We start from the raw sequence: 21,675 nt of genomic DNA on the forward strand, positions 1-21,675 counted from the left end.
AAAGCACATGTTAAGCATCAAAGATTTACAGGTCAGTGTGGAAGATAAGGCGATCCTGCGTGGGTTGAGTCTTGAGGTTCGCCCCGGAGAAGTTCACGCCATTATGGGACCAAACGGTTCAGGGAAAAGTACGCTTTCTGCAACTCTCGCTGGACGGGAAGACTACGACGTCACTGGCGGAACGGTAGAGTTCAATGGCAAAGATTTACTGGAACTGTCGCCGGAAGACCGGGCCGGTGAAGGGATCTTCATGGCATTCCAGTATCCGGTGGAAATCCCTGGCGTCAGTAACCAGTTTTTCCTGCAAACGGCGCTGAATGCGGTGCGAAGTTACCGTGGCGAAGAGTCGCTGGACAGGTTCGACTTCCAGGACCTGATGGAAGAGAAAATTGCGCTGCTGAAGATGCCGGAAGATTTGCTCACGCGCTCGGTAAACGTCGGTTTCTCCGGCGGTGAGAAAAAACGTAATGACATTCTGCAAATGGCCGTACTGGAGCCTCAGTTGTGCATTCTTGATGAGTCAGATTCCGGCCTGGATATTGATGCGCTGAAAATCGTTGCGGATGGCGTGAACTCGCTGCGTGACGGGAAACGCTCATTCATTATCGTCACTCACTATCAGCGCATCCTGGACTATATCAAACCCGATTTTGTTCACGTTCTCTACCAGGGGCGAATTGTGAAGTCCGGCGATTTTACGCTGGTCAAACAACTGGAGGAGCAAGGTTATGGCTGGCTTAGCGAACAGCAGTAACGTGCTGCAACAGTGGCACCATCTGTTTGAGACGCAAGGGGAGACACGCTCACACCATGCGCAGCAGCACTTGCAACAGATGCTGCGTCTGGGGCTGCCAACGCGTAAACATGAGGACTGGAAATACACGCCGCTGGAGGGATTAACCAACAGCCAGTTTGTCAGTCATGTCGCTGAGATAACGTCAGCCCAATGTGCAGCGTTGTCGCCGACAATTGATGCTGTACGACTGGTGTTTGTTGACGGGCAATTCTTTCCAACGCTCAGCGACAGCACAGACGGTAGCGGTTTTGACATTACCATTGACGATGCGCGCCAGGCGCTGCCAGCGGCTATCCAACCGGAAGTGTTTTTGCACCTTACCGAAAGCCTGTCCCGTAGCGTAACGTACATTCAGGTGAAGCGTAACCAGCGCCCCGCGAAACCGCTGCTGCTGCTGCATATAACCCAGGGGCTGGCGGGCGACGAGGTGAATACGGCGCACTATCGCCACCATCTGGAGCTAGCGGAAGGCGCAGAAGCCACCGTCATTGAACACTATGCCAGCCTCAGCGAGCGTCGCCATTTCACTGGCGCACGCTTAACGATGAACGTCGCGGCAAACGCCCATTTGCGCCATATCAAACTGGCGTTCGAAAATCCGCTCAGCCACCACTTCGCGCATAATGACATTCAATTGGGCGCGGATGCTACTGCCGTTAGCCATAGTTTCTTGCTTGGTGATGCGGTATTGCGCCATAACACCAGTACGCAGCTTAACGGCGAAAACACCACGCTTCGGCTGAACAGTCTGGCGATGCCGGTGAAAAATGAAGTCTGTGATACACGGACCTGGCTTGAGCACAACAAAGGGTATTGCAACAGTCGCCAGCTGCATAAAACGATTGTCAGCGATAAGGGGCGGGCGGTATTCAATGGTCTGATCAACGTCGCACAGCACGCTATCAAAACCGACGGTCAGATGACCAACAATAATCTGTTGCTCGGAAAGCTGGCGGAGGTGGATACCAAGCCACAGCTCGAAATCTACGCCGACGACGTGAAATGCAGCCACGGGGCGACGGTAGGACGGATCGACGACGAGCAGATGTTCTATCTGCGTTCACGCGGAATCGGTCAGCAGGATGCTCAACACATGATTCTCTATGCGTTTGCCGCTGAGCTGACGGAAGCCCTGGGCGATGAAACGCTGAAACATCAGGTACTGGCGCGGATCGCCCAACGCTTGCCGGGAGGCGCAGCATGACATTTCCCATTGAAAAAGTACGGGCAGACTTTCCGGTCCTGACGCGTGAAGTGAACGGTTTACCGTTGGCGTATCTGGACAGCGCTGCCAGCGCGCAAAAACCCAATCAGGTGATTGATGCCGAGGCCGAGTTTTATCGTCACGGCTATGCGGCGGTCCACCGCGGTATTCATACGCTGAGCGCCCAGGCCACGGAAAAAATGGAAAATGTGCGCAAGCTTGCCTCGTTGTTTATTAACGCCCGCTCAGCGGAAGAGCTGGTGTTTGTTCGTGGTACGACGGAAGGCATCAATCTGGTGGCGAACAGCTGGGGCAGCAGCAATGTGCGAGCGGGCGATAACATTATCATCAGCGAAATGGAGCACCACGCCAATATTGTGCCCTGGCAGATGCTGTGTGCCCGCGTAGGGGCAGAGCTGCGTGTTATTCCGCTCAATGCCGATGGTACATTGCAGCTGGAGACGCTGCCGACGCTGTTTGACGATCGTACGCAACTGCTGGCGATTACCCATGTTTCTAACGTGTTGGGTACCGAGAACCCGTTATCGGAAATGATTGAGCTAGCGCATCAATACGGCGCAAAAGTGTTGGTGGATGGCGCGCAGGCGGTGATGCATCATCAGGTGGATGTCCAGGCACTGGATTGCGATTTTTATGTTTTCTCCGGGCATAAACTTTATGGACCAACCGGTATTGGCGTTCTGTATGCCAGAGAGTCGTTGTTGCAGGAGATGCCACCCTGGGAAGGCGGTGGTTCAATGATTGCGACGGTGAGTTTGAGTCAGGGAACAACGTGGGCCAAAGCCCCCTGGCGTTTTGAAGCCGGAACGCCAAACACCGGAGGTATTATCGGACTCGGCGCGGCTATTGAGTATGTTTCAGCACTGGGGCTTACTGAAATCAGCGAATATGAACAGTTCATGATGCGCTATGCATTGGAGCAGCTGGCAGATGTACCTGATTTGACGCTCTACGGGCCGGATAACCGCCTGGGTGTGATTGCATTTAACCTTGGTAAACATCACGCCTTTGACGTCGGCAGTTTTCTTGATAACTATGGAATAGCCGTGCGGACGGGACATCACTGCGCTATGCCGCTGATGGCCTACTATAACGTTCCTGCTATGTGCCGGGCGTCGATTGCAATGTACAACACCCATGAAGAAGTGGATCGCCTGGTAACGGGCCTCAAGCGTATTCATCATTTACTGGGCTAACAGGGAGGCGTTATGGCTGCGCTACCGGATAAAGAAAAGTTGTTGCGTAATTTTCTGCGTTGCGCTAATTGGGAAGAGAAATACCTGTACATTATTGAGCTGGGTCAGCGTTTGCCGGAATTAAACGACGACCTACGCTGCCCGGAAAATAGCATCCAGGGATGTCAAAGTCAGGTATGGATTGTTATGAACCAGAATGGCGAAGGGATTATTGAATTACAGGGCGACAGTGATGCGGCAATTGTTAAAGGACTTATTGCCGTGGTATTCATTTTGTATGATCGCATGACGGCCCAGGATATTGTGTATTTTGATGTGCGTCCGTGGTTTGAAAAAATGGCGCTCGCACAGCACCTCACACCGTCTCGTTCACAAGGGCTGGAGGCAATGATTCGGGCTATTCGCGCCAAAGCCGCAACTCTTAGCTAAACTGATAAAACACGTTAACTTTCAGACCGACTTGAAAGCGTTCGTGTAAGGCAACGCAGTGACTCGTAAGCCGGATTGGGCGCTCGCCGCGGTCCGGCAAGAACGCCAGGGGGGTGAGTGAGTATGAAACGCGCGTCTGTTATTACGTTAATGCTAATCGGCGCTTACAGCGCTATTCAGGCCGCATGGGCGGTCGATTATCCTTTGCCCCAGGCGAATAGCCGCCTTGTTGGGCAAAACCAAACCTACACCGTGCAGGAAGGCGATAAAAATCTACAGGCGATAGCCCGTAAGTTTGATACCGCTGCCATGCTGATCCTTGAAGCCAACAATACTATTGCCCCCGTACCTAAACCCGGAACCCTGATTACTATTCCCTCACAATTACTGCTGCCGGATGCACCACGCGAAGGCATTATTGTGAATCTGGCGGAACTGCGTCTGTATTACTTCCCGCCGGGAGAGAATATTGTTCAGGTATTCCCAATTGGTATCGGTTTGCAGGGGCTGGAAACGCCGGTAATGGAAACCCGGGTTGGGCAGAAAATCCCGAATCCTACCTGGACCCCTACACCAGGCATCCGTAAACGCTCTCTGGAGCGCGGCATCACATTACCGCCTGTTGTACCTGCCGGGCCAAATAACCCGTTAGGACGCTTTGCACTGCGTCTGGCGCATGGAAACGGTGAGTATCTGATCCATGGCACCAGCGCGCCGGACAGCGTGGGCCTGCGTGTGAGTTCTGGTTGTATTCGCATGAACGCGCCGGACATTAAAGCACTGTTTGCTCAGGTCCGCACAGGCACGCCGGTCAGGGTGATTAATGAGCCGATAAAATATTCGATTGAGCCGAACGGCATGAGGTATGTCGAAGTGCATCGACCGCTGTCGCCGGAAGAGGAACAAAACGTCCAGACCATGCCGTATGTGCTGCCAGCCGGATTTACCCAGTTTAAAGACAATAAAGCGGTGGATAACAATCTGGTGGAAAGGGCGTTGTATCGTCGCGCAGGTTATCCGGTCACCGTCACTGCCGGGCAAGCATCGGTCGCGAGCAATGGGCCAGAAGTGAAGTCTGCGCAAAATGGCGTGCCGGGAGGAGATGCTGAGGTACGCGCTACGCAATAACAGGGAAGGGGAATTCAGAGCAAAAAAAAATGGCGCACAAAGTGCGCCATTTTTATTACACAGATACTATTACTTGCGGTATTTAGTAGCTGCGTTGTCCAGACGCTGGTTAGCGCGAGCTGCGTCATCTTTAGCAGCCTGAACGTCGGAACGCATTGCGTTCACGTCGTTGCTCAGCTGGTCAACTTTAGCGTTCAGAGTCTGAACGTCAGAAGACAGCTGATCGATTTTAGCGTTGCTGGAGCAACCTGCCAGCAGAGTAGAACCCAGGATTACCGCGCCCAGTACCAGTTTAGTACGATTCATTATTAATACCCTCTAGATTGAGTTAATCTCCATGTAGCGTTACAAGTATTACACAAACTTTTTTATGTTGAGAATATTTTTTTGATGGGAATGCACTTATTTTTGATCGTTCGCTCAAAGAAGCATCGAATTGTGCAAAAACGGCTAAAAACCCGAGTGAAAACAGAAAGCTTCCATCGGATTCATCTTAGATAATCACGGATTAGATAGTGAAATCCGATTTGATTTTTTATTAATTGTGGCTATCGATAAAATAAAAAAAGCGCCACCAGGGCGCTTTTTTAAGCAAATTAATTCGCGATGGAATTATTACAGCACGTGAACGGATGCGGTGTTGGTGGTGCCGCTCGGAACCAGTGCACCAGAAACCATAACCACAACGTCACCTTTTTGAGCCAGACCGCTTTCCAGAGCGACTTCTTTACCCAGACGATAGAAATCATCGGTAGAGCTGATTTCTTTAACCACCTGTGCAACAACGCCTTTGCTCAGCACCAGCTGACGCGCGGTAGTTTCGTTGGTGGTCAGCGCCAGGATGGTGGCATCCGGGAAGTATTTACGTACTGCGCGAGCAGATTTACCACCCTGGGTTGCGACGACGATCAGCGGCGCGTCCAGTTTTTCAGCAGTTTCAACCGCGCCACGGCAAACGGCTTCGGTGATGCGCAGTTTGCGGCTGTCGTTGTTGAAGTCCAGACGGCTGGTCATCACACGGTCAGTACGCTCACAGATGGTCGCCATGATGGTAACGGCTTCCAGAGGGTATTTACCTTTTGCAGACTCGCCAGACAACATTACTGCGTCGGTACCGTCGAGGATGGCGTTCGCTACGTCACCGGCTTCAGCGCGGGTCGGACGCGGGTTTTTGATCATGGAGTCCAGCATCTGGGTCGCAGTGATAACGACTTTACGTGCACGGATACATTTTTCGATGATCATCTTCTGCGCGAAGATAACTTCTTCAACCGGGATCTCAACGCCCATATCGCCACGCGCAACCATGATGCCGTCAGACGCTTCGAGGATTTCGTCGAAGTTATTCAGGCCTTCCTGGTTTTCGATTTTGGAGATGATCTGGATGTTTTCGCCGCCGTGCGCTTTCAGGTGCTCACGGATTTCAACGACGTCAGAACGTTTACGGATAAAGGACGCTGCAACGAAGTCAACGCCTTGCTCGCAACCGAAGATCAGGTCTTGTTTGTCTTTTTCAGCCAGTGCTGGCAGCGCGATGGAAACGCCCGGCAGGTTAACGCCTTTGTTTTCGCCCAGGTCGCCGTTGTTCAGCACTTTACAGATAACTTTGTTACCTTCGATAGCGGTAACTTCCATGCCGATCAGACCATCGTCAACCAGAACGGTGTTGCCGACGGACAGATCTTTAGTGAAGCCTTCATAAGTAACAGCAACGATTTCGTTGTTGCCTACGACAGATTTGTCGGTGGTGAAGGTGAAGGTCTGGCCCGCTTTCAGGGAAACGTCGTTACCGCCTTCCAGTTTGATGGTACGGATTTCCGGACCTTTGGTGTCGAGCAGGATTGCGGCTTTCTTGCCGGTTTTGCTCATGACGTTGCGCAAGTTCTTGATGCGCTGACCGTGTTCTGCGTAGTCGCCGTGGGAGAAGTTCAGACGCATGACGTTCATGCCCGCGTCCAGCATTTTGGTTAACATCTCTTCGGATTCGGTTTTCGGACCGATGGTGCAAACAATTTTCGTCTTTTTCATGACAGTCTTAGTCTTTAAGTTGAGAAGGATATGGAAATCTGGCTCCCGCCGCGCACGGACGGGAAGCTAAACCTGAGTTACGAAAGTTGTGATGCCTCGCTCTAAGGATAGGTGACATCGAAAGAGCGTGCAGAGGAATGTGTGCTTGTGTTTCAGCCCAACGGGATGGTGAGTTTTGTAGTCGTTGAGTTTTACAGGTCAATGTGCTGAAACCATTCAAGAGACAATTGGCGCGCATTATACGCTGAAAATTATCAAAAAGGAAAATGGAAACAGCGTTTCAAAACACTTCTGTGCAGTTTTACAATAAATATTCATTAATTTGTTCATCGGTATGGATAAAGAGGTTATCGGGCGTTGCGTTCTGTTGCGCAACAAACTGCATTTAACATCCTGATGACTATGTTTTATACGGTTGACGTTGATCTTGTACTATATTTCTAAAAGTTATATCAAATTCGTTTTAATTCATTCTAAAAGCCAATTCCACTGATTACACTCGTTTGGACATCCATACTGCTAAACAGCTAAAAGCGATAGCAGAAGAACAATAAGCAGCGGATACCCAAACGACATGATTGTCCTGAAAAATATTTCGAAAGTGTTTACGCCAGGCAGGCTTGCTATCACCGCAGTCGATAACGTCAATCTGACGGTTGAACAGGGGCAGATTTATGGAATTATTGGTTACAGCGGGGCAGGTAAAAGCACCTTAATTCGTTTGCTCAATGGTCTCGAAAAACCGACCTCCGGCAGCGTGACGATTAACGGCCACGATATCTCTGCCGCCAGTGGGGAATCGTTACGCCAGGCGCGACTGAAAATCAGCATGGTGTTTCAACACTTCAATTTGCTGTGGTCGCGGACCGTTAGCGAAAATATTGCTTTCTCTATGCAAATCGCCGGTGCGTCCAAAGCGTCCATCAAAGCGCGGGTTGCTGAACTGATTACGCTGGTTGGGCTGAACGGTCGTGAAAATGCGTATCCTTCCCAGCTCAGCGGTGGGCAAAAGCAGCGTGTAGGAATTGCCCGCGCGCTGGCGAACAATCCGGATGTCCTGCTGTGTGACGAAGCCACCTCGGCGCTGGATCCGCAAACTACCGATCAGATCCTCGATTTACTCCTCGATATTAACCGTCGATTCAAATTGACCATTGTGCTGATCACTCATGAAATGCACGTAGTACGCAAAATCTGCGACCGCGTCGCGGTAATGGAAAACGGCAAGGTCGTTGAGGAAGGTGATGTGCTCAACGTCTTTACCCATCCTCAGCAGCCTATTACCCGACAGTTTGTTCGTCAGGTGAGCCAGTACACCGAAGAAGACGAGTTTAATCCGCAACTGGCAAGCGAGTTGGGTGGGGTGGTTATCAAATTAACCTTTACCGGGCAACGTACACATCGGCCTGTGGTTGGGGAATTGACCCTGCGCTATGGCCTGCCGTTCAACATCTTGCACGGCAAGATGACGCAAACCGCACACGGCGTGTTTGGTCAACTTTGGGTGCACGTGGTGGCCTCTGAGGAACAATTGAACAATATTTTGGCCGACCTGCGCCAGAGCGACATTGAAGGCGAGGTGATTCAACATGGCTGAAGAACTGTTTCCCCATCTGAAGTGGGATCAACTGTTAGCGGCAACCCAGGAAACGCTGTATATGACAGCTCTTTCGGGGGCGGCGACCTTTATCCTGGGCATCGCGCTTGGCCTGGCGTTGTTCCTGACAGCGCGCGGCGGATTATTCCCTAATCGCGCGGTATATAGCGCTATTTCACTGGTGGTGAATATCTTTCGTTCGATCCCATTCATCATTTTGATCGTGCTGCTTATCCCGTTTACCAAAGCGATGGTAGGCACCATTCTCGGCGCCAATGCCGCGTTGCCTGCGCTGATCGTGGGGGCCGCGCCGTTTTATGCACGTCTGGTCGAAATCGCTCTGCGTGAAGTGGATAAAGGCGTTATTGAAGCGACGCGTTCGATGGGCGCACGTCTGAGCACGCTTATTTTTCGAGTTTTACTGCCGGAATCCTCTCCTGCTCTGGTGTCCGGGATCACCGTGACGCTAATTGCGCTGGTGAGCTACAGCGCGATGGCAGGGGTAATTGGTGCCGGTGGTTTAGGGAATTTGGCCTATCTGGAAGGATTCCAGCGCAACCACAGCGACGTCACGCTGGTGGCGACGGTGACGATTTTGCTCATTGTCTTCATCATCCAGCTTTGCGGCGATGTGATCACCTCTCTGTTAGATAAACGCTAATAAAATACGGAAACCATTATCATGAAAAAATCACTGACGTTACTCGCTGCAGCAACCTTAAGCGCCCTGAGCTTTGCCTCCTGGGCTGATACTCTGACCGTTGGCGCGTCTAACGTGCCGCATGCGGAGATCCTTGAACAGGCCAAACCGATTTTGGCGAAGCAGGGGATCGATCTGGAGATTAAACCGTTCCAGGATTACATTCTGCCGAACACTGCGCTGGCTGGCCGTGAGATTGACGCCAACTACTTCCAGCATATTCCGTACCTGAACAGCGTGATTAAAGACCATGCAGGCGATAAAACGTATGACTTCGTCAGCGCCGGAGCGATTCACATTGAGCCGATTGGTATCTATTCGAAAAAAGTGAAATCACTTAAAGATCTGCCGGAAGGCGGCAAAGTCATCATGCGTGACGCGGTATCTGAGGAAGGCCGTATTCTGTCGATTTTCGAAAAAGAGGGGGTGATCAAGCTGAAGCCGGGCGTGGATAAAGTAACTGCGCGCATTAGCGATATCGTCGAAAACCCGAAAAAGCTGAAGTTCCTGCCAAACGTGGAAGCCGCGCTGTTACCGCAGATGTATAACAACGACGAAGGTGATGCGGTGGTGATTAACGCCAACTACGCAATCGACGCAGGGCTGGATCCAGTGAAAGATCCTATTGCCGTTGAAAGTGGTGAAAACAACCCGTATGCCAACATCATTACCGTGCATCGTGGCGACGAGAAGAAAAAGGATATCGTAGCGCTGGTTGATGTCCTGCATTCAAAAGAGATCCAGGACTGGATCCGTACTAAATATAAAGGTGCGGTGATCCCGGTAAACAACTAATCCGCTTTTTGCCGGGTGGCGGCAGTGCTTTACCCGGCCTACGATGTCCTGTAGGCCGGGTAAAACGCGTTCGCAATGCCATGCGGCACCAGAGCTACACTCGCTCAATTCTCGCGGGCAACCCCTGACGCACCGACGCACCCGACACCCAGTCAAGCCAGGTATTGGCTACCTGTCGGGTTGGGTCCGCAAAACCCAACTCGTTGAGATTAATCCCCGACTTAATCTGCTCATCAAACGCCATCGGCTCACCGTCGAGGGTATGCCGTGCCGCGCCCATTTCTTTATGTCCGTAACCATGTTCAATGGCGATGACACCCGGCATGACGCCATGCAGCAGGCTTATCTGCGCTTGCGCCTGACCGCCTGGGGTAGTGATACGCACGATATCGCCGTGTGCTAAACCATACCGCTGACCATCCTGTGGATTGAGCGCCACCAGATTAACCGGCTTCAGATGATGAAGGCGTGGGATCACCGCTGTGGCGCTGGACATGGTATTGGATTTGAAGGAAATCAGTTTCAACGGCCACTCTTGTTCCGGGAACAACTCCTCGACCGCACGTCCATCTGACAGACGTGATGGATACCAGGCCGGGCAGCCGCTGTAGCGCTCGCCGGTAATCGCATGGCGGTGCGCTGCGACGTTCGCATTCCAGATTTGGAGCGGTTTTTCCCAGGCATTGCCGACGCGGTTATCAACTCGCCCGCTGTTGTCCGGCGCAAAGCGCCCGCCGCGGGAGTAGATAAACGCCACTCGGCTGATTTCATCGGCTTTCAGCGTTTGGGTCATCACAGGCATGATCCGTTGGACTCCGGTCAGCGCAATGTCTTCCGGCTGTGCCTCTGCAACCGGGGCTTTGCCCATAAACGCAATATTGGCGGCGAGGCGCAGGTAGTAATCTTCCGCACGATTCAACGGATAGTGATTACCTTGCGGGTCGGTAATCGCATTGTCGCCGAAACCGGGTAGCCCGATGCGTTTTGCCACTGCGATACAGAAAGACTCCATTGAGGCCGGTTGACCGTCAGCCGTGAGGCTGGTCGCCGATCTGACAACTGGCCAACGCGCGGTGGTGGCTTTGCTGGCCACGCCCGCCCACGGAGCGCTGAATCCCCAGCTTTCGAAGTTGTGGGTATCCGGCACGATGTAATCTGCCAGCGCCGTGGTTTCGTTCATAAAGGCGTCAATGGCAATAAACAGCGGCAAGCGAGCAGGATCCTTGAGCTTTTCTTCCGCCACGCCGCGTAATCCCGCAATGCCGTAAAACGGGTTGGTCATGTTGGAGATCCAGGCTTTCAGCGGATAAGGGTAACCTTCAAGCGCCGAGACGAGGAGTTCGGTAAGCTGACCGGCGACAAACGGATACCAGGGGGCTTTAGCCGGGAAGGGGGATTGTCCGGCTGCGACCTTATTGCGGTACTCTTCGGAAGACTCATAAGCGGTTTTACTGCGCGCGATGCTTAATCCTTTCGGTTTTACCTTCCCGGCGAAGCTGTCCATGTTGTAGCGCGGACCGTCGGTGGCACCATTGAATTTTCCGCCACCAACAAACACGCCGCCTTCAAGGCTGAGGTTGCCAATCAACGCATTGAGCATCATCACCGACCAGGCGTTATAAAATCCATTACCTGCCATCATACCGCCGTGCGTGATCACCGCCGCTTTACGCCCGTGGCGGGTGAATGCGTCGGCCAGAGCGCCAATGTCTGCTTCTGACACCCCACACTGCTGGCTGTACTGCGTTAGCGACAGTTTCTCTGCGGACTCACGCAGACACTGGAAGCTGCTTTTTACCGTTACCGTCTGCCCGTCAGCCAGCTTCACCTTGCGGGTAACAAACAGCTGCGCACGCGGGCAACTGCTGGCGGCGGCAATCTCACCTGCCTCGTTGACGACCACCGGCTCCTGGGCGGCGTTTGCACTCAGATGGGCGAGGGTCAGGTGCTGTCCGGCAAGCGTTGGAATTTCATCGGTAATCACCAGATGTGTGGCGTTAGTCCAGCTTTTTTCTCCCGCCTGCTGCATGGCCTGCACGCCGGGAATAGCGAGATAATCAGCGTTATAGCGTTGTTTATCGATAATCCAGCTTATCATCCCCATAGCCAGCGCGGAATCGCTTCCCGGTCGTACGGGCTGCCAGTGGCCGCGATCGTCAGCCAGCACCGTGGTTAATGGCAGGGCTGGCGCCACCACAACATAGCGGAAGTCGTCACGTAAACGGGCGCTGGCCAGCTGACGGGCCTGGCGCTTAAACGGGTTGCCGGATTGCGCCGGAGAGGTACCCATAAACAGCGCGAATTCGACGTTATCCCAGTCGGGTTTCACGTGGGTATTTTTATCCAGATCGCCCATTAACGCGCCGGAACCGGCCCGATAGGCCAGGCCGCAGTAAGCGCCATGAGCACCGAAATTTTTACTGCCGAAACTGTTCAGCGCGAAGCGACGTAAAAAGGTATCACGTCCTTCATCGCTGGTATTGGTGACCAGCAGTTGATTGGATTTTGGGCCAAAGCCGGGATGTTTCGCATCAAGCGGTGTAGTGGGATCGTGGATGGCTCTCAGACCATCAACGTGGCCTTCACCAAACAAATCGCCACCTTCCACCACCTCTTTGATCAGCTGTTCGAAGCTGATGCGCTGCCATTTTCCTTCACCGCGTTTACCGACGCGCTTCATGGGCTCCAGTATACGTAGCGGGCTGTACAGACCTTCGAGTAAGGTTGCGCCACGGGCGCAGGCGGTAGAACGTGCGTCAAGACCTGACTCCCCGGCCAGCTGTTCCAATGCAGTGGCAAAGGGGACAGAGGCGTCTATATGGTGCTCGTGCGACAACGGATGATAAGGGTTGCCCGCAATGCGCAGCACTTTGCCTTGCTCAGTGTCAACGCGAACCCGTACACCACACTGCGTCCAGCAACCAAAGCACTGCGTCATCGAGATCACCTGCTGCGGGTTTTGCTGCCAGTGAGGCCGGGCGTTGGCTTCGGGGATGAGCGCGTTGGCAAAAATGCGGTCACGGGTAATTTTGCCCGAGGTTCCGTCCAACAAACCGTCTATTGCGCGCTTTGCCACATCCCGATAACTCAGGCCAAAAGTCACCATGCCACCTACGGCAAGGCCCACTTTAAGCCACTGACGACGGGTTAAATTAGCCATGTTGCATTCTCCTTGCGATCGCGTTCAGGGCTTCACGAACAATAATAATCAGTGCTATCCACAGGCCGAAGGTACCCACAATAGCCAGCCAGCCATCGGTGCCGCCGGGCAGGGTATAGGGATTAAACTGCGCGTTAAATTTCGGTACGGTCTGCACCTGGATGAGTAACGTCCAGCGCATTAGCCAGCACAGCGCCATAGCGCTAAAAGCGAGTAATATGCGCAGCGGTAGCGACAAGGGGTAACGTACAACCAACCCGCAAAGAGCAAGCGAAACAAGCCATAGCGCAACCCAACCGATAGCGTAGTGTTGTGCTGAAGAGGCAACATCCAGCCACTGACGGATAGCCGAACCGGAAAGCGTATTACCACTCGCCCAGATCACCACCACGATAGCCAGCGCGATCAACGTGACCATTTGCCCCCACGCTAGCTTACGCGGTAGTGCGTCCTTGCTATTTGTCGTGGCAATAAGCAGGGCAAGAAATGTTTGCAGCGCGCTGAGGAACATCGCAACCGGAAAGGCGTAACTGAACCAAATGGGACGCGCCTGTACCACCGACACTTCACGGCCGGTGTAAACCAGCAATCCGATGGCGGACAGCGCGCTACCAAGTGCTAACCATTTTGTGACGCTGTAACTTTTTAGCGTTAGCCGTTTCACATGCTGCGCCAGAAACCACAGACCTAAAAAACCGGTAAACAGCGGTAAAAACAGCGCGCCCCACGGCATCCAGGACCATGGCGTCGGATACGCATAGAAGTGCCAGACGCGGGCGGTTTGGTGTAGATCAGCGGTCAGCGCCAGCGGCGCGGTAATCGCACAGGTCAGGGCGATTAACAGCGTCAGATTCTCCAGGTTTGCCGTTTCTTTTTTGCGCCAGTGGAGAACGCAGGCGAACAGCGCGGCGCAGGCGGCAATGCCGATGAAAAAGAAATATTGTACGGCCCAGGGTAACCAGCTTACGTCCTGGGGATGGGCCAGAACCTCGTCGATAATCAGTGAATGGCTCATTTAAACCTCCTGCCAGAGAGCGGGTTGAGCTCGTCCCATCAATGGGGTGACAAACGCCTCATCCAGTCCCAGATAGAACACGTGAGGAGACGTACCGCTTTCCGGCTTCAGGACTTTGATGGCGTCATGGTGTTCATGCAGCATTTGTGAAATGCGGCTGTGCGGATCTTTAATATCGCCAATGATGCGCGCGCCGCCGACGCAGGATTCCACACAGGCCGGGAGCAGCCCTGCTTCTAGGCGGTGAACGCAAAAGGTACATTTATCGGCGGTTTGCGTTTCATGATTGATGAATCGCGCATCATAAGGGCAGGCCTGCACGCAATAGGCGCAGCCCACGCAGCGTGTGTTGTCGACCACCACAATGCCGTCTTCGCGTTGGAAAGTGGCCTGCACCGGGCAAACGGGCACGCAAGGGGGATTATCACAATGGTTGCACAGTCGCGGCAGCAGGACGTTGGTGACGCTTTGCTGACCTTCAATCTGTACTTGATACTGGTTGACGAGGGTACGAAATTCGCCCTGTGGCGTTTGGTTTTCAATGGCGCAACTGACGGTACAGGCCTGGCAGCCGATACAGCGTCGCAGGTCAACCAGCATGGCGTAGCGATGCTGTTGTGAGCCTTCCCGGCGTTCAGGCGAATAGGGAAATTGCGCCTGAGCCAGCGGAACCAGTGATGCCCCAGCGGTCAGGACGCCCAGTTGCTGGAGAAACTGCCGTTTACTGCTGTCCATATTTTCTCCCGTCACGATGCAACAACGAAACATTGGTCACGCCGTTGATTTGCGTGTGATGAATAAAGAATCTCAATGATTTACAGTGTAAAAATCGTGACGGGGTATACTCTATTGTGGTTAACCACATACCCGGCTTGTTGTTGATCTAAAACAACATAATTGACAGGGATAATTGAGTGGGACGTAACGTAGTAAGATGTCTGACGGTGCTGGTGTCGCTGTGGGTGCTAAGCGGCGCGGTCAGGGCGCAGACATGGAACATTGGCGTTTTGGCGATGCGCGGGGAGGTTTCAACACGCAATCACTGGCAGCCGCTGGAAACCTTGTTGAATCAGCAAATCCCCGGTGAGCAGTTTCATATTCAACCGCTGGACCTGCACCAGATGCAGGAGGCGGTGAATCGTGGCACGGTACACTTTGTGGTCACCAATCCGGCGCAGTTTGTCCAGCTTAACAGCCGCTCAGCGCTACGCTGGCTGGCGTCGTTACGCTCCACCCGTGGTGGGAAAGCCACCAGTAACGTGATTGGCAGCGCCATTCTCGTCAGGCGCGACAGCGGTATAACCTCCGCACACGATCTGATCGGCAAAACGGTTGGTGCCATTGATGCACAGGCGTTTGGCGGCTATTTGCTGGGATATAAAGCGCTCAGTGATGCCGGTCTGCGCCCTGAACGTGATTTACGTCTGACGTTTACCGGATTTCCCGCCGATGCCTTACTCTATTTATTACGTGAAAAAGCCGTGCACGCGGTGATTGTGCCGGTGTGCCTGCTGGAAAAAATGGATGAAGAAGGCCTCATCCGTAAAACCGATTTTATGACCGTGTTGAACCATCCGACCTCGATTCCCTGCCTGACCAGTACACCGCTCTATCCTGACTGGTCATTTGCCGCATTACCTGCAGTGAGTGACGAGCTGGCCGATCGCGTCACGCGGGTACTGTTCAATGCACCGCAAAACGCGACATTTCGCTGGGGCGCGCCCGCCTCGACCCGCGAAGTAGAAGCGTTGCTGCGCGACGTCCGTCAGCATCCGCAGCAGCGTCAGCTGTGGCTGGATGTCAAAAGCTGGTTTATTCAACACCGACTGGCAATGGGGGGCGTGGTCATCGTATTGCTGTTGCTTACGCTCAATTACATCTGGGTAATGCTGCTGGTTCGCCGACGCGGCAGGCAGCTAGAACGAAACAACGTACTGTTGCACAAACAGGAACAGGCGCTGGAGACTGCCCGCCAAATGAGCGTGCTGGGGGAGATGACCTCCGGTTTTGCCCATGAGCTCAATCAACCGTTGTCGGCTATCCGCCATTATGCCCAAGGCTGTCTGATTCGCCTGCGTGGTCAGGATGAGCAGCATCCGTTGTTGCCCGCGCTTGAGCACATAGACACCCAGGCACAACGGGGAGCCGATACGCTGCGCAATCTCCGGCAGTGGGTCAGCCAGGCACAGGGCAATCCGGTACTCACCGATGACTGGCAAGCCATCAACGTTCACGATGCTATCCATCACGTCTGGCAATTACTGCGCATGCCCCAGCAATTGCCGGCGATAACGCTGCACACGCAGGTTAGTAAGGCGTTAACGTTGATGCTGCCAAGCGTTCTTCTTGAGCAGGTGCTGGCTAATCTGGTACTCAATGCCGCCCAGGCAGGCGCTACGACAGTATGGTATAGCGCCCTGCACAAGGATGGTGGCGTGCGTATTCAGGTGCAGGATAATGCCGGAGGCATTGACGAAGCTCAGTTGTATCAGGCGTTTCAGCCGTTTATGACCACCCGCAAAGAAGGTATGGGACTAGGGCTGGCCATTTGTCAGCGATTGGTGCGCTACGCAAACGGAGATATTGAGATCAAAAATCAGCAGGCTCCGGACGGCAAAGCGGGGGCGAGAGTGACATTGTATTTTAAACCAAATCAGGAAGGAGGCCGTAGTGGCGATAATTCATCTGCTGGATGACGACATTGCCGTCACCCAGGCCTGTGCGTTTTTATTGGAAAGTCTGGGATATGAGGTGTCTTGCTGGGAGCAAGGCGAGAAATTCCTCGCCGAGGCAAATCTGCACCAAGTGGGCGTACTACTGCTGGATATGCGTATGCCGGTACTGGATGGGCACGCTGTGCATGAAATCATGCGTCAGAAAGCAAGCACGCTGGCGGTGGTCTTTCTCACCGGGCACGGCGACGTGCCGATGGCGGTTGAGCAAATGAAACGTGGCGCGGTCGATTTTTTGCAAAAACCCGTGTCAGCCGTGCCGCTGCAGGCGGCATTAGAACATGCATTGCTGGTCTCGGCAGCGGCGTTCTCGCGACAAGAGATCATCTGCTGCTATCAACAACTTACGCCAAAAGAACGGGAACTGGCGCATCTGGTAGCAAAAGGGTTAATGAATCGGGAAATTGCTGATGCCATGAATATTGCCGTGCGTACGGTTGAAGTGCACCGGGCGCGGGTGATGGAAAAAATGCAGGCAGGAAGTCTTGCTGAGCTCGTTAATCGACTTCAGAGAATTCAGTAGAATGATGACATTTATTTGATTTTCATTGAATTTTGTCTAAATCGTCAGAGTGATATATGCTGTTGGTTTGGGTTAATGACGAGCGGGCAAAAATGGGAAATCAGACGAAAGACGACGAGTTGTACCGTGAAATGTGCAGAGTAGTCGGTAAAGTAGTGCTGGAAATGCGCGATCTGGGACAAGAACCTAAGCATATCGTCATTGCGGGAGTACTGAGAACCACCCTTGCTAACCAGCGCGTGAAGCGCAGTGAGTTAGAAAAACAGGCTATTGAGACCGTAATTAAAGCATTGGCCGGTTAATTCATAAAAAGAGGACCGCAGAAATTTTTTGCCGTCCTCTTATTCTCGATACGTTAATCTATCAATCTATATAATTTATCTTCGTTAATAAATTCTTGTAGAGAATTATAAATCGATATATATTTACTTATATACCGATGATCGTGCAGTATTATATTTGTGAGAGGCTTCACAAATATTTGTAATTTAAATGGGCTGCTATTACACTCCATTTCTTAATGATAATAAATCTCACTCCGCATTAATTATATCCCTTCCGTTTTTTAATTGATGACGATCAAGACTATGCATGCTGAATAACCACATTATTTCTGCGCCTAACCCTAAAGGATTAGATTCATTCAGTTTAACCACCGTCATTTACGCGATCAGGTTAGGGCAAAAATTTACGTGTTGTTGGCAACATTAACCGCCCGATATGGCTTGAGCTGCGCTGGTTTAAATTAGCCTGGATGTGTTGCTACCACAGCATTTGCGAAGAGGATGCGAAATAAATGAACCAGGTTGATCGTCCATTTTTAGATTGTGGTTTAACGCGACTAGAATTCCTGCGGATATCAGGGAAAGGACTGGCGGGATTAACGATTGCCCCCGCGCTGTTATCCCTATTTGGTTGTAAGCAGGAAGATGTCGATAGTGGGACCGTGGGGCTTATCAATACGCCGAAAGGGGTTCTGGTGACCCAGCGAGCCCGCTGTACGGGCTGTCACCGCTGTGAAATATCCTGTACCAATTATAACGATGGTGCCGTAGGGACCTTCTTTTCCCGGATAAAAATCCATCGCAATTTCTTCTTTGGCGATGATGGCGTCGGGTCCGGTGGTGGGCTGTATGGCGATTTAAACTATACCGCTGATACCTGCCGGCAATGCAAAGATCCGCAGTGCATGAAGGTCTGCCCAATTGGTGCAATTACCTGGAAACAGGAAGACGGTTGTATTGCGGTGGACCACAAACGCTGTATTGGCTGTAGCGCGTGTACCACAGCCTGCCCGTGGATGATGGCGACCGTAAATACCGAAACGAAAAAGTCCTCAAAATGTGTGTTATGCGGGGAATGCGCCAATGCTTGTCCGACTGGAGCATTAAAAATTATCGAGTGGAAAGATATTACTGTTTGATAGATAACAGGCATGCCTGATTCGCGCCATTAATTGCCAAAAATACCGCAGCTTTGGATAAGAAAGCTGCCTGAAGAATGGCGGGTATATCTATTAAACCTTCTTGCAAAGGAAAACATGATGGCTAATGGTTGGACAGGTAATATTTTACGGGTCAATCTCACTACGGGTAATATCACCCTTGAAGATTCCAGTAAATTTAAAAAATTTGTCGGTGGGATGGGCTTTGGTTATAAAATTATGTACGACGAAGTCCCGCCAGGCACCATGCCTTTTGATGAAGGGAATAAACTGGTTTTTGCCACCGGACCATTGACGGGGTCTGGCGCTCCCTGTAGCTCCCGCGTCAATATCACCTCCTTATCGACGTTTACCAAAGGTAACTTAGTCGTAGATGCCCATATGGGCGGTTTCTTTGCTGCACAAATGAAATTCGCCGGTTACGACGCCATTATTATTGAAGGCAAGTCCGCATCACCGGTCTGGATCAACATCAAAGACGATAAAGTCAGTATCGAAAAAGCCGATTTCTTGTGGGGCAAGGGGACTCGCGCCACAACCGAAGAGATTTGCCGGATTACCAGCCCGGAAACCTGCGTTGCCGCTATTGGGCAGGCGGGTGAGAATCTGGTTCCACTGTCCTGCATGATCAACAGCCGCAACCACAGCGGCGGCGCCGGTACGGGTGCGGTGATGGGTTCGAAAAACCTGAAGGCCATTGCGGTAGAAGGGACTAAAGGCGTCAACATAGCCGATCGTAAAGAGATGAAGCGTCTCAATGACTACATGATGACCGAGCTTATCGGCGCCAACAACAACCACGTTGTGCCAAGCACCCCGCAGGCCTGGGCAGAATACTCTTCGCCAAACTCGCGCTGGACAGCCCGTAAGGGACTTTTCTGGGGTGCGGCAGAAGGGGGGCCAATCGAAACCGGTGAAATCCCGCCGGGCAACCAAAATACGGTGGGTTTCCGTACCTATAAATCGGTATTCGATCTGGGTCCAGCCGCAGAAAAATACACGGTCAAAATGAGCGGCTGCCATTCATGCCCTATTCGTTGTATGTCGCAGCTCAATGTCCCGCGGGTGAAGGATTTTGGCGTGCCGAGTACCGGCGGCAACACCTGCGTGGCGAACTTTGTTCACACCACCATTTTCCCCAATGGCCCGAAAGATTTTGACGATAAAGACGATGGGCGAGTCGTAGGGAACCTGATCGGACTGAACCTGTTTGACGATTACGGTATCTGGTGTAACTACGGCCAGCTGCACCGTGACTTTACCTACTGCTATTCGAAAGGTGTCTTTAAACGCGTGCTGCCAACCGAAGAGTACGCGGAGATCCGTTGGGATCAACTGGAGGCGGGCGATCCTAACTTTATCAAAGATTTTTACTATCGACTGGCGCATCGCGTGGGGGAACTCAGTCATCTTGCAGACGGTTCGTATGCCATTGCTGAACGCTGGGATTTGGGCGAAGAGTACTGGGGTTATGCCAAAAATAAACTGTGGTCGCCGTTTGGTTTTCCGGTCCACCATGCAAACGAAGCCTCGGCGCAGGTGGGGGCGATCACCAACTGTATGTTTAACCGTGACTGTATGGCGCACACCCATATCAACTTCATCGGTTCCGGTTTGCCACTGAAATTACAGCGCGAAGTGGCGGGCGAGTTATTTGGGTCGCAGGACGCCTACGACGAGACCAAAAACTATACCCCAATCAATGCCGCCAAGATCAAATATGCCAAATGGACGCTGCTGAAAGTCTGCCTGCATAACGCGGTTACGCTGTGTAACTGGGTTTGGCCGATGACGGTTTCACCACTTAAGAGCCGCAACTATCGCGGAGATTTGGATCTGGAAGCGAAATTCTTCCAGGCAGTCACCGGTGATGAAACCACGCAGGCGAGTCTGGACCTGGCCGCTGAACGCATCTTTACCCTGCATCGTGCCTATACGGTCAAACTGATGCAAACCAAAGATATGCGTAATGAACACGATCTCATCTGCTCCTGGGTGTTTGATAAAGACCCAAAAATTCCGGTCTTCACCGAAGGCACCGACAAGATGGACAGGGAGGATATGCGTCAGTCACTGACGATGTTCTATCAGGAAATGGGCTGGGATCCCGAGTTGGGTTGCCCAACGCGCGAAACCCTGAACCGACTCGGACTTGAAGATGTGGCAGCCGATTTGGCTGCGCAGGATCTGTTGCCAGCGTAAGGAACGCGAGATGACTAACGTGAGCAACGTTCAGGCACCCGTTGAGGCGATTCCTGACGAGGTTGATAGCCAAAAAAGACACTGGCTACAGGCGTTTCACCCGCCGGTCGAGCAGGTGACTGCGCCGCAGGTTCAGGAAGCCGCCAGCCCGGAGTCGATTGTGGCAGATTTTATCCGCCAGCATTCGGCATCGGGGCACCTGGTAGCGCGCAGCGTGTTTCTGCAGCCACCTTATTCGGTCCCTGAAGCCGATCTCTCCGCGCTGCTGGATGTGCTGTGTCAGGACGCGAATAACGCGGATATCAACCGTGTGCACGGGGCGGAAGATGTCTATTTCTACTCAACGCAAACCATGACGGCAAACTACGCCGACATGTGCGTGCAGGTGGTGGAAAACGACATCTGCCGTGCGATTGCCGAGGCGGTACGCTTCGACTGTCGAACGTATCCTCGCCCCTATAAGGTCGCCATGTTGACGCAACCGCCGTACAGCTTTGAGTCTCAACAGATTACAGCGGCGCTCACGGCCATGGAAACGCATCCCGATTACGCGGATATACGTACTGTGGAATCGTCAAATGCGGAGCCTTATCTGTTTAGCGAACGTTTTATGAGTTATGGCAAAGCGTACGGCCTGTGTGAATGGCTTGAGGTTGAGCAGTATCAGAACCCCTGAATTATTCAGGTTGATGTCATGGAACGTGT

20 protein-coding genes are annotated in these 21,675 nt (G+C 52.6%); 14 read left to right on the plus strand and 6 right to left on the minus strand.

Annotated features, from left to right (window positions below):
• Positions 1–7: 7 nt before the first annotated feature.
• The 5 genes from sufC (at position 8) to ldtE (ending at position 4,774) form a co-directional block, all read left to right on the plus strand.
• Positions 8–754: a Fe-S cluster assembly ATPase SufC gene (gene sufC / locus OGY71_RS12450; protein ID WP_003832649.1), complete on the plus strand. Its 747-nt coding sequence runs from the start codon at positions 8–10 to the stop codon at positions 752–754.
• Positions 729–2,000, plus strand: coding sequence for a Fe-S cluster assembly protein SufD (sufD, locus tag OGY71_RS12455; RefSeq protein WP_286613375.1), 1,272 nt, complete (start codon positions 729–731; stop codon positions 1,998–2,000). The genes sufC and sufD overlap by 26 nt, the downstream gene beginning before the upstream one ends.
• A complete protein-coding gene (sufS, locus tag OGY71_RS12460) occupies positions 1,997–3,217 on the plus strand; it encodes a cysteine desulfurase SufS (RefSeq protein ID WP_008784609.1) in 1,221 nt (406 codons plus the stop codon). The genes sufD and sufS overlap by 4 nt, the downstream gene beginning before the upstream one ends.
• 12 nt (positions 3,218–3,229) lie before the next feature.
• Positions 3,230–3,646, plus strand: a complete 417-nt coding sequence (sufE, locus tag OGY71_RS12465; RefSeq protein WP_286613376.1) for a cysteine desulfuration protein SufE — start codon at positions 3,230–3,232, stop codon at positions 3,644–3,646.
• Positions 3,647–3,769: 123 nt separating this feature from the next.
• The gene (ldtE, locus tag OGY71_RS12470) at positions 3,770–4,774 is read left to right on the plus strand and encodes a L,D-transpeptidase LdtE (RefSeq protein ID WP_003832656.1); all 1,005 of its coding nucleotides are present in this window, start codon (positions 3,770–3,772) and stop codon (positions 4,772–4,774) included.
• Between the two features lie 69 nt (positions 4,775–4,843).
• Here ldtE and lpp read toward each other — a convergent pair whose 3' ends face one another.
• From lpp to ynhH, 3 genes are all read right to left on the minus strand, one after another.
• On the minus strand, positions 4,844–5,080 hold the full coding sequence (lpp, locus tag OGY71_RS12475; RefSeq protein WP_003029373.1) for a murein lipoprotein Lpp: 237 nt from the start codon (positions 5,078–5,080) through the stop codon (positions 4,844–4,846).
• A 309-nt stretch (positions 5,081–5,389) separates the two neighbouring features.
• On the minus strand, positions 5,390–6,802 hold the full coding sequence (gene pykF, locus OGY71_RS12480) for a pyruvate kinase PykF (RefSeq protein WP_003029366.1): 1,413 nt from the start codon (positions 6,800–6,802) through the stop codon (positions 5,390–5,392).
• Positions 6,803–6,809: 7 nt separating this feature from the next.
• Positions 6,810–7,004 carry a protein YnhH gene (ynhH, locus tag OGY71_RS12485; protein ID WP_242637968.1) on the minus strand — a complete coding sequence of 65 codons (195 nt, stop codon included), beginning with the start codon at positions 7,002–7,004 and terminating at the stop codon, positions 6,810–6,812.
• Between the two features lie 372 nt (positions 7,005–7,376).
• Between ynhH and OGY71_RS12490 the strand changes: the two genes are divergently transcribed.
• The 3 genes from OGY71_RS12490 to OGY71_RS12500 are packed head-to-tail and all read left to right on the plus strand — an operon-like array spanning position 7,377 to position 9,894.
• Complete coding sequence (locus tag OGY71_RS12490) at positions 7,377–8,399, plus strand: methionine ABC transporter ATP-binding protein (RefSeq protein WP_240389283.1); 1,023 nt, start codon at positions 7,377–7,379, stop codon at positions 8,397–8,399.
• The gene (locus OGY71_RS12495; RefSeq protein ID WP_048214308.1) at positions 8,392–9,060 is read left to right on the plus strand and encodes a methionine ABC transporter permease; all 669 of its coding nucleotides are present in this window, start codon (positions 8,392–8,394) and stop codon (positions 9,058–9,060) included. The genes OGY71_RS12490 and OGY71_RS12495 overlap by 8 nt, the downstream gene beginning before the upstream one ends.
• 21 nt (positions 9,061–9,081) lie before the next feature.
• On the plus strand, positions 9,082–9,894 hold the full coding sequence (locus OGY71_RS12500) for a MetQ/NlpA family ABC transporter substrate-binding protein (RefSeq protein WP_003029358.1): 813 nt from the start codon (positions 9,082–9,084) through the stop codon (positions 9,892–9,894).
• A 94-nt stretch (positions 9,895–9,988) separates the two neighbouring features.
• Here the strand turns inward: OGY71_RS12500 and ttrA are convergent, their stop codons facing one another.
• The 3 genes from ttrA to ttrB are packed head-to-tail and all read right to left on the minus strand — an operon-like array spanning position 9,989 to position 14,804.
• Positions 9,989–13,054 (minus strand): tetrathionate reductase subunit TtrA, encoded by a 3,066-nt coding sequence (ttrA, locus tag OGY71_RS12505; protein WP_286613377.1) that lies wholly within the window; start codon positions 13,052–13,054, stop codon positions 9,989–9,991.
• The gene (gene ttrC, locus OGY71_RS12510) at positions 13,047–14,069 is read right to left on the minus strand and encodes a tetrathionate reductase subunit TtrC (protein ID WP_003832669.1); all 1,023 of its coding nucleotides are present in this window, start codon (positions 14,067–14,069) and stop codon (positions 13,047–13,049) included. The genes ttrA and ttrC overlap by 8 nt, the downstream gene beginning before the upstream one ends.
• Entirely contained in the window at positions 14,070–14,804 is a 735-nt protein-coding gene (gene ttrB, locus OGY71_RS12515) for a tetrathionate reductase subunit TtrB (protein WP_226804182.1), read from the minus strand.
• A gap of 179 nt (positions 14,805–14,983) precedes the next feature.
• Here ttrB and ttrS point away from each other — a divergent pair, with 179 nt between their 5' ends.
• The 6 genes from ttrS to OGY71_RS12545 all read left to right on the plus strand — a co-directional run bounded on the left by ttrS (position 14,984) and on the right by OGY71_RS12545 (position 21,646).
• Complete coding sequence (ttrS, locus tag OGY71_RS12520) at positions 14,984–16,765, plus strand: tetrathionate respiration histidine kinase TtrS (protein ID WP_267441029.1); 1,782 nt, start codon at positions 14,984–14,986, stop codon at positions 16,763–16,765.
• Complete coding sequence (gene ttrR / locus OGY71_RS12525; protein WP_218667467.1) at positions 16,740–17,324, plus strand: tetrathionate respiration response regulator TtrR; 585 nt, start codon at positions 16,740–16,742, stop codon at positions 17,322–17,324. Before ttrS ends, ttrR begins: the two co-directional genes overlap by 26 nt.
• Positions 17,325–17,416: 92 nt before the next feature.
• A complete protein-coding gene (gene fumD, locus OGY71_RS12530; protein ID WP_003029345.1) occupies positions 17,417–17,626 on the plus strand; it encodes a fumarate hydratase FumD in 210 nt (69 codons plus the stop codon).
• A gap of 494 nt (positions 17,627–18,120) precedes the next feature.
• The gene (locus OGY71_RS12535; RefSeq protein WP_003029338.1) at positions 18,121–18,747 is read left to right on the plus strand and encodes a ferredoxin-like protein; all 627 of its coding nucleotides are present in this window, start codon (positions 18,121–18,123) and stop codon (positions 18,745–18,747) included.
• 120 nt (positions 18,748–18,867) lie between these two features.
• Complete coding sequence (locus tag OGY71_RS12540) at positions 18,868–20,970, plus strand: aldehyde ferredoxin oxidoreductase (RefSeq protein ID WP_063941520.1); 2,103 nt, start codon at positions 18,868–18,870, stop codon at positions 20,968–20,970.
• Positions 20,971–20,980: 10 nt separating this feature from the next.
• Complete coding sequence (locus tag OGY71_RS12545) at positions 20,981–21,646, plus strand: YdhW family putative oxidoreductase system protein (protein ID WP_267441221.1); 666 nt, start codon at positions 20,981–20,983, stop codon at positions 21,644–21,646.
• Positions 21,647–21,675: the final 29 nt, after the last annotated feature.

It is taken from the genome of Citrobacter sp. Cpo109, from assembly GCF_030332565.1.
Taxonomy (GTDB): Bacteria; Pseudomonadota; Gammaproteobacteria; order Enterobacterales; family Enterobacteriaceae; genus Citrobacter; species Citrobacter portucalensis.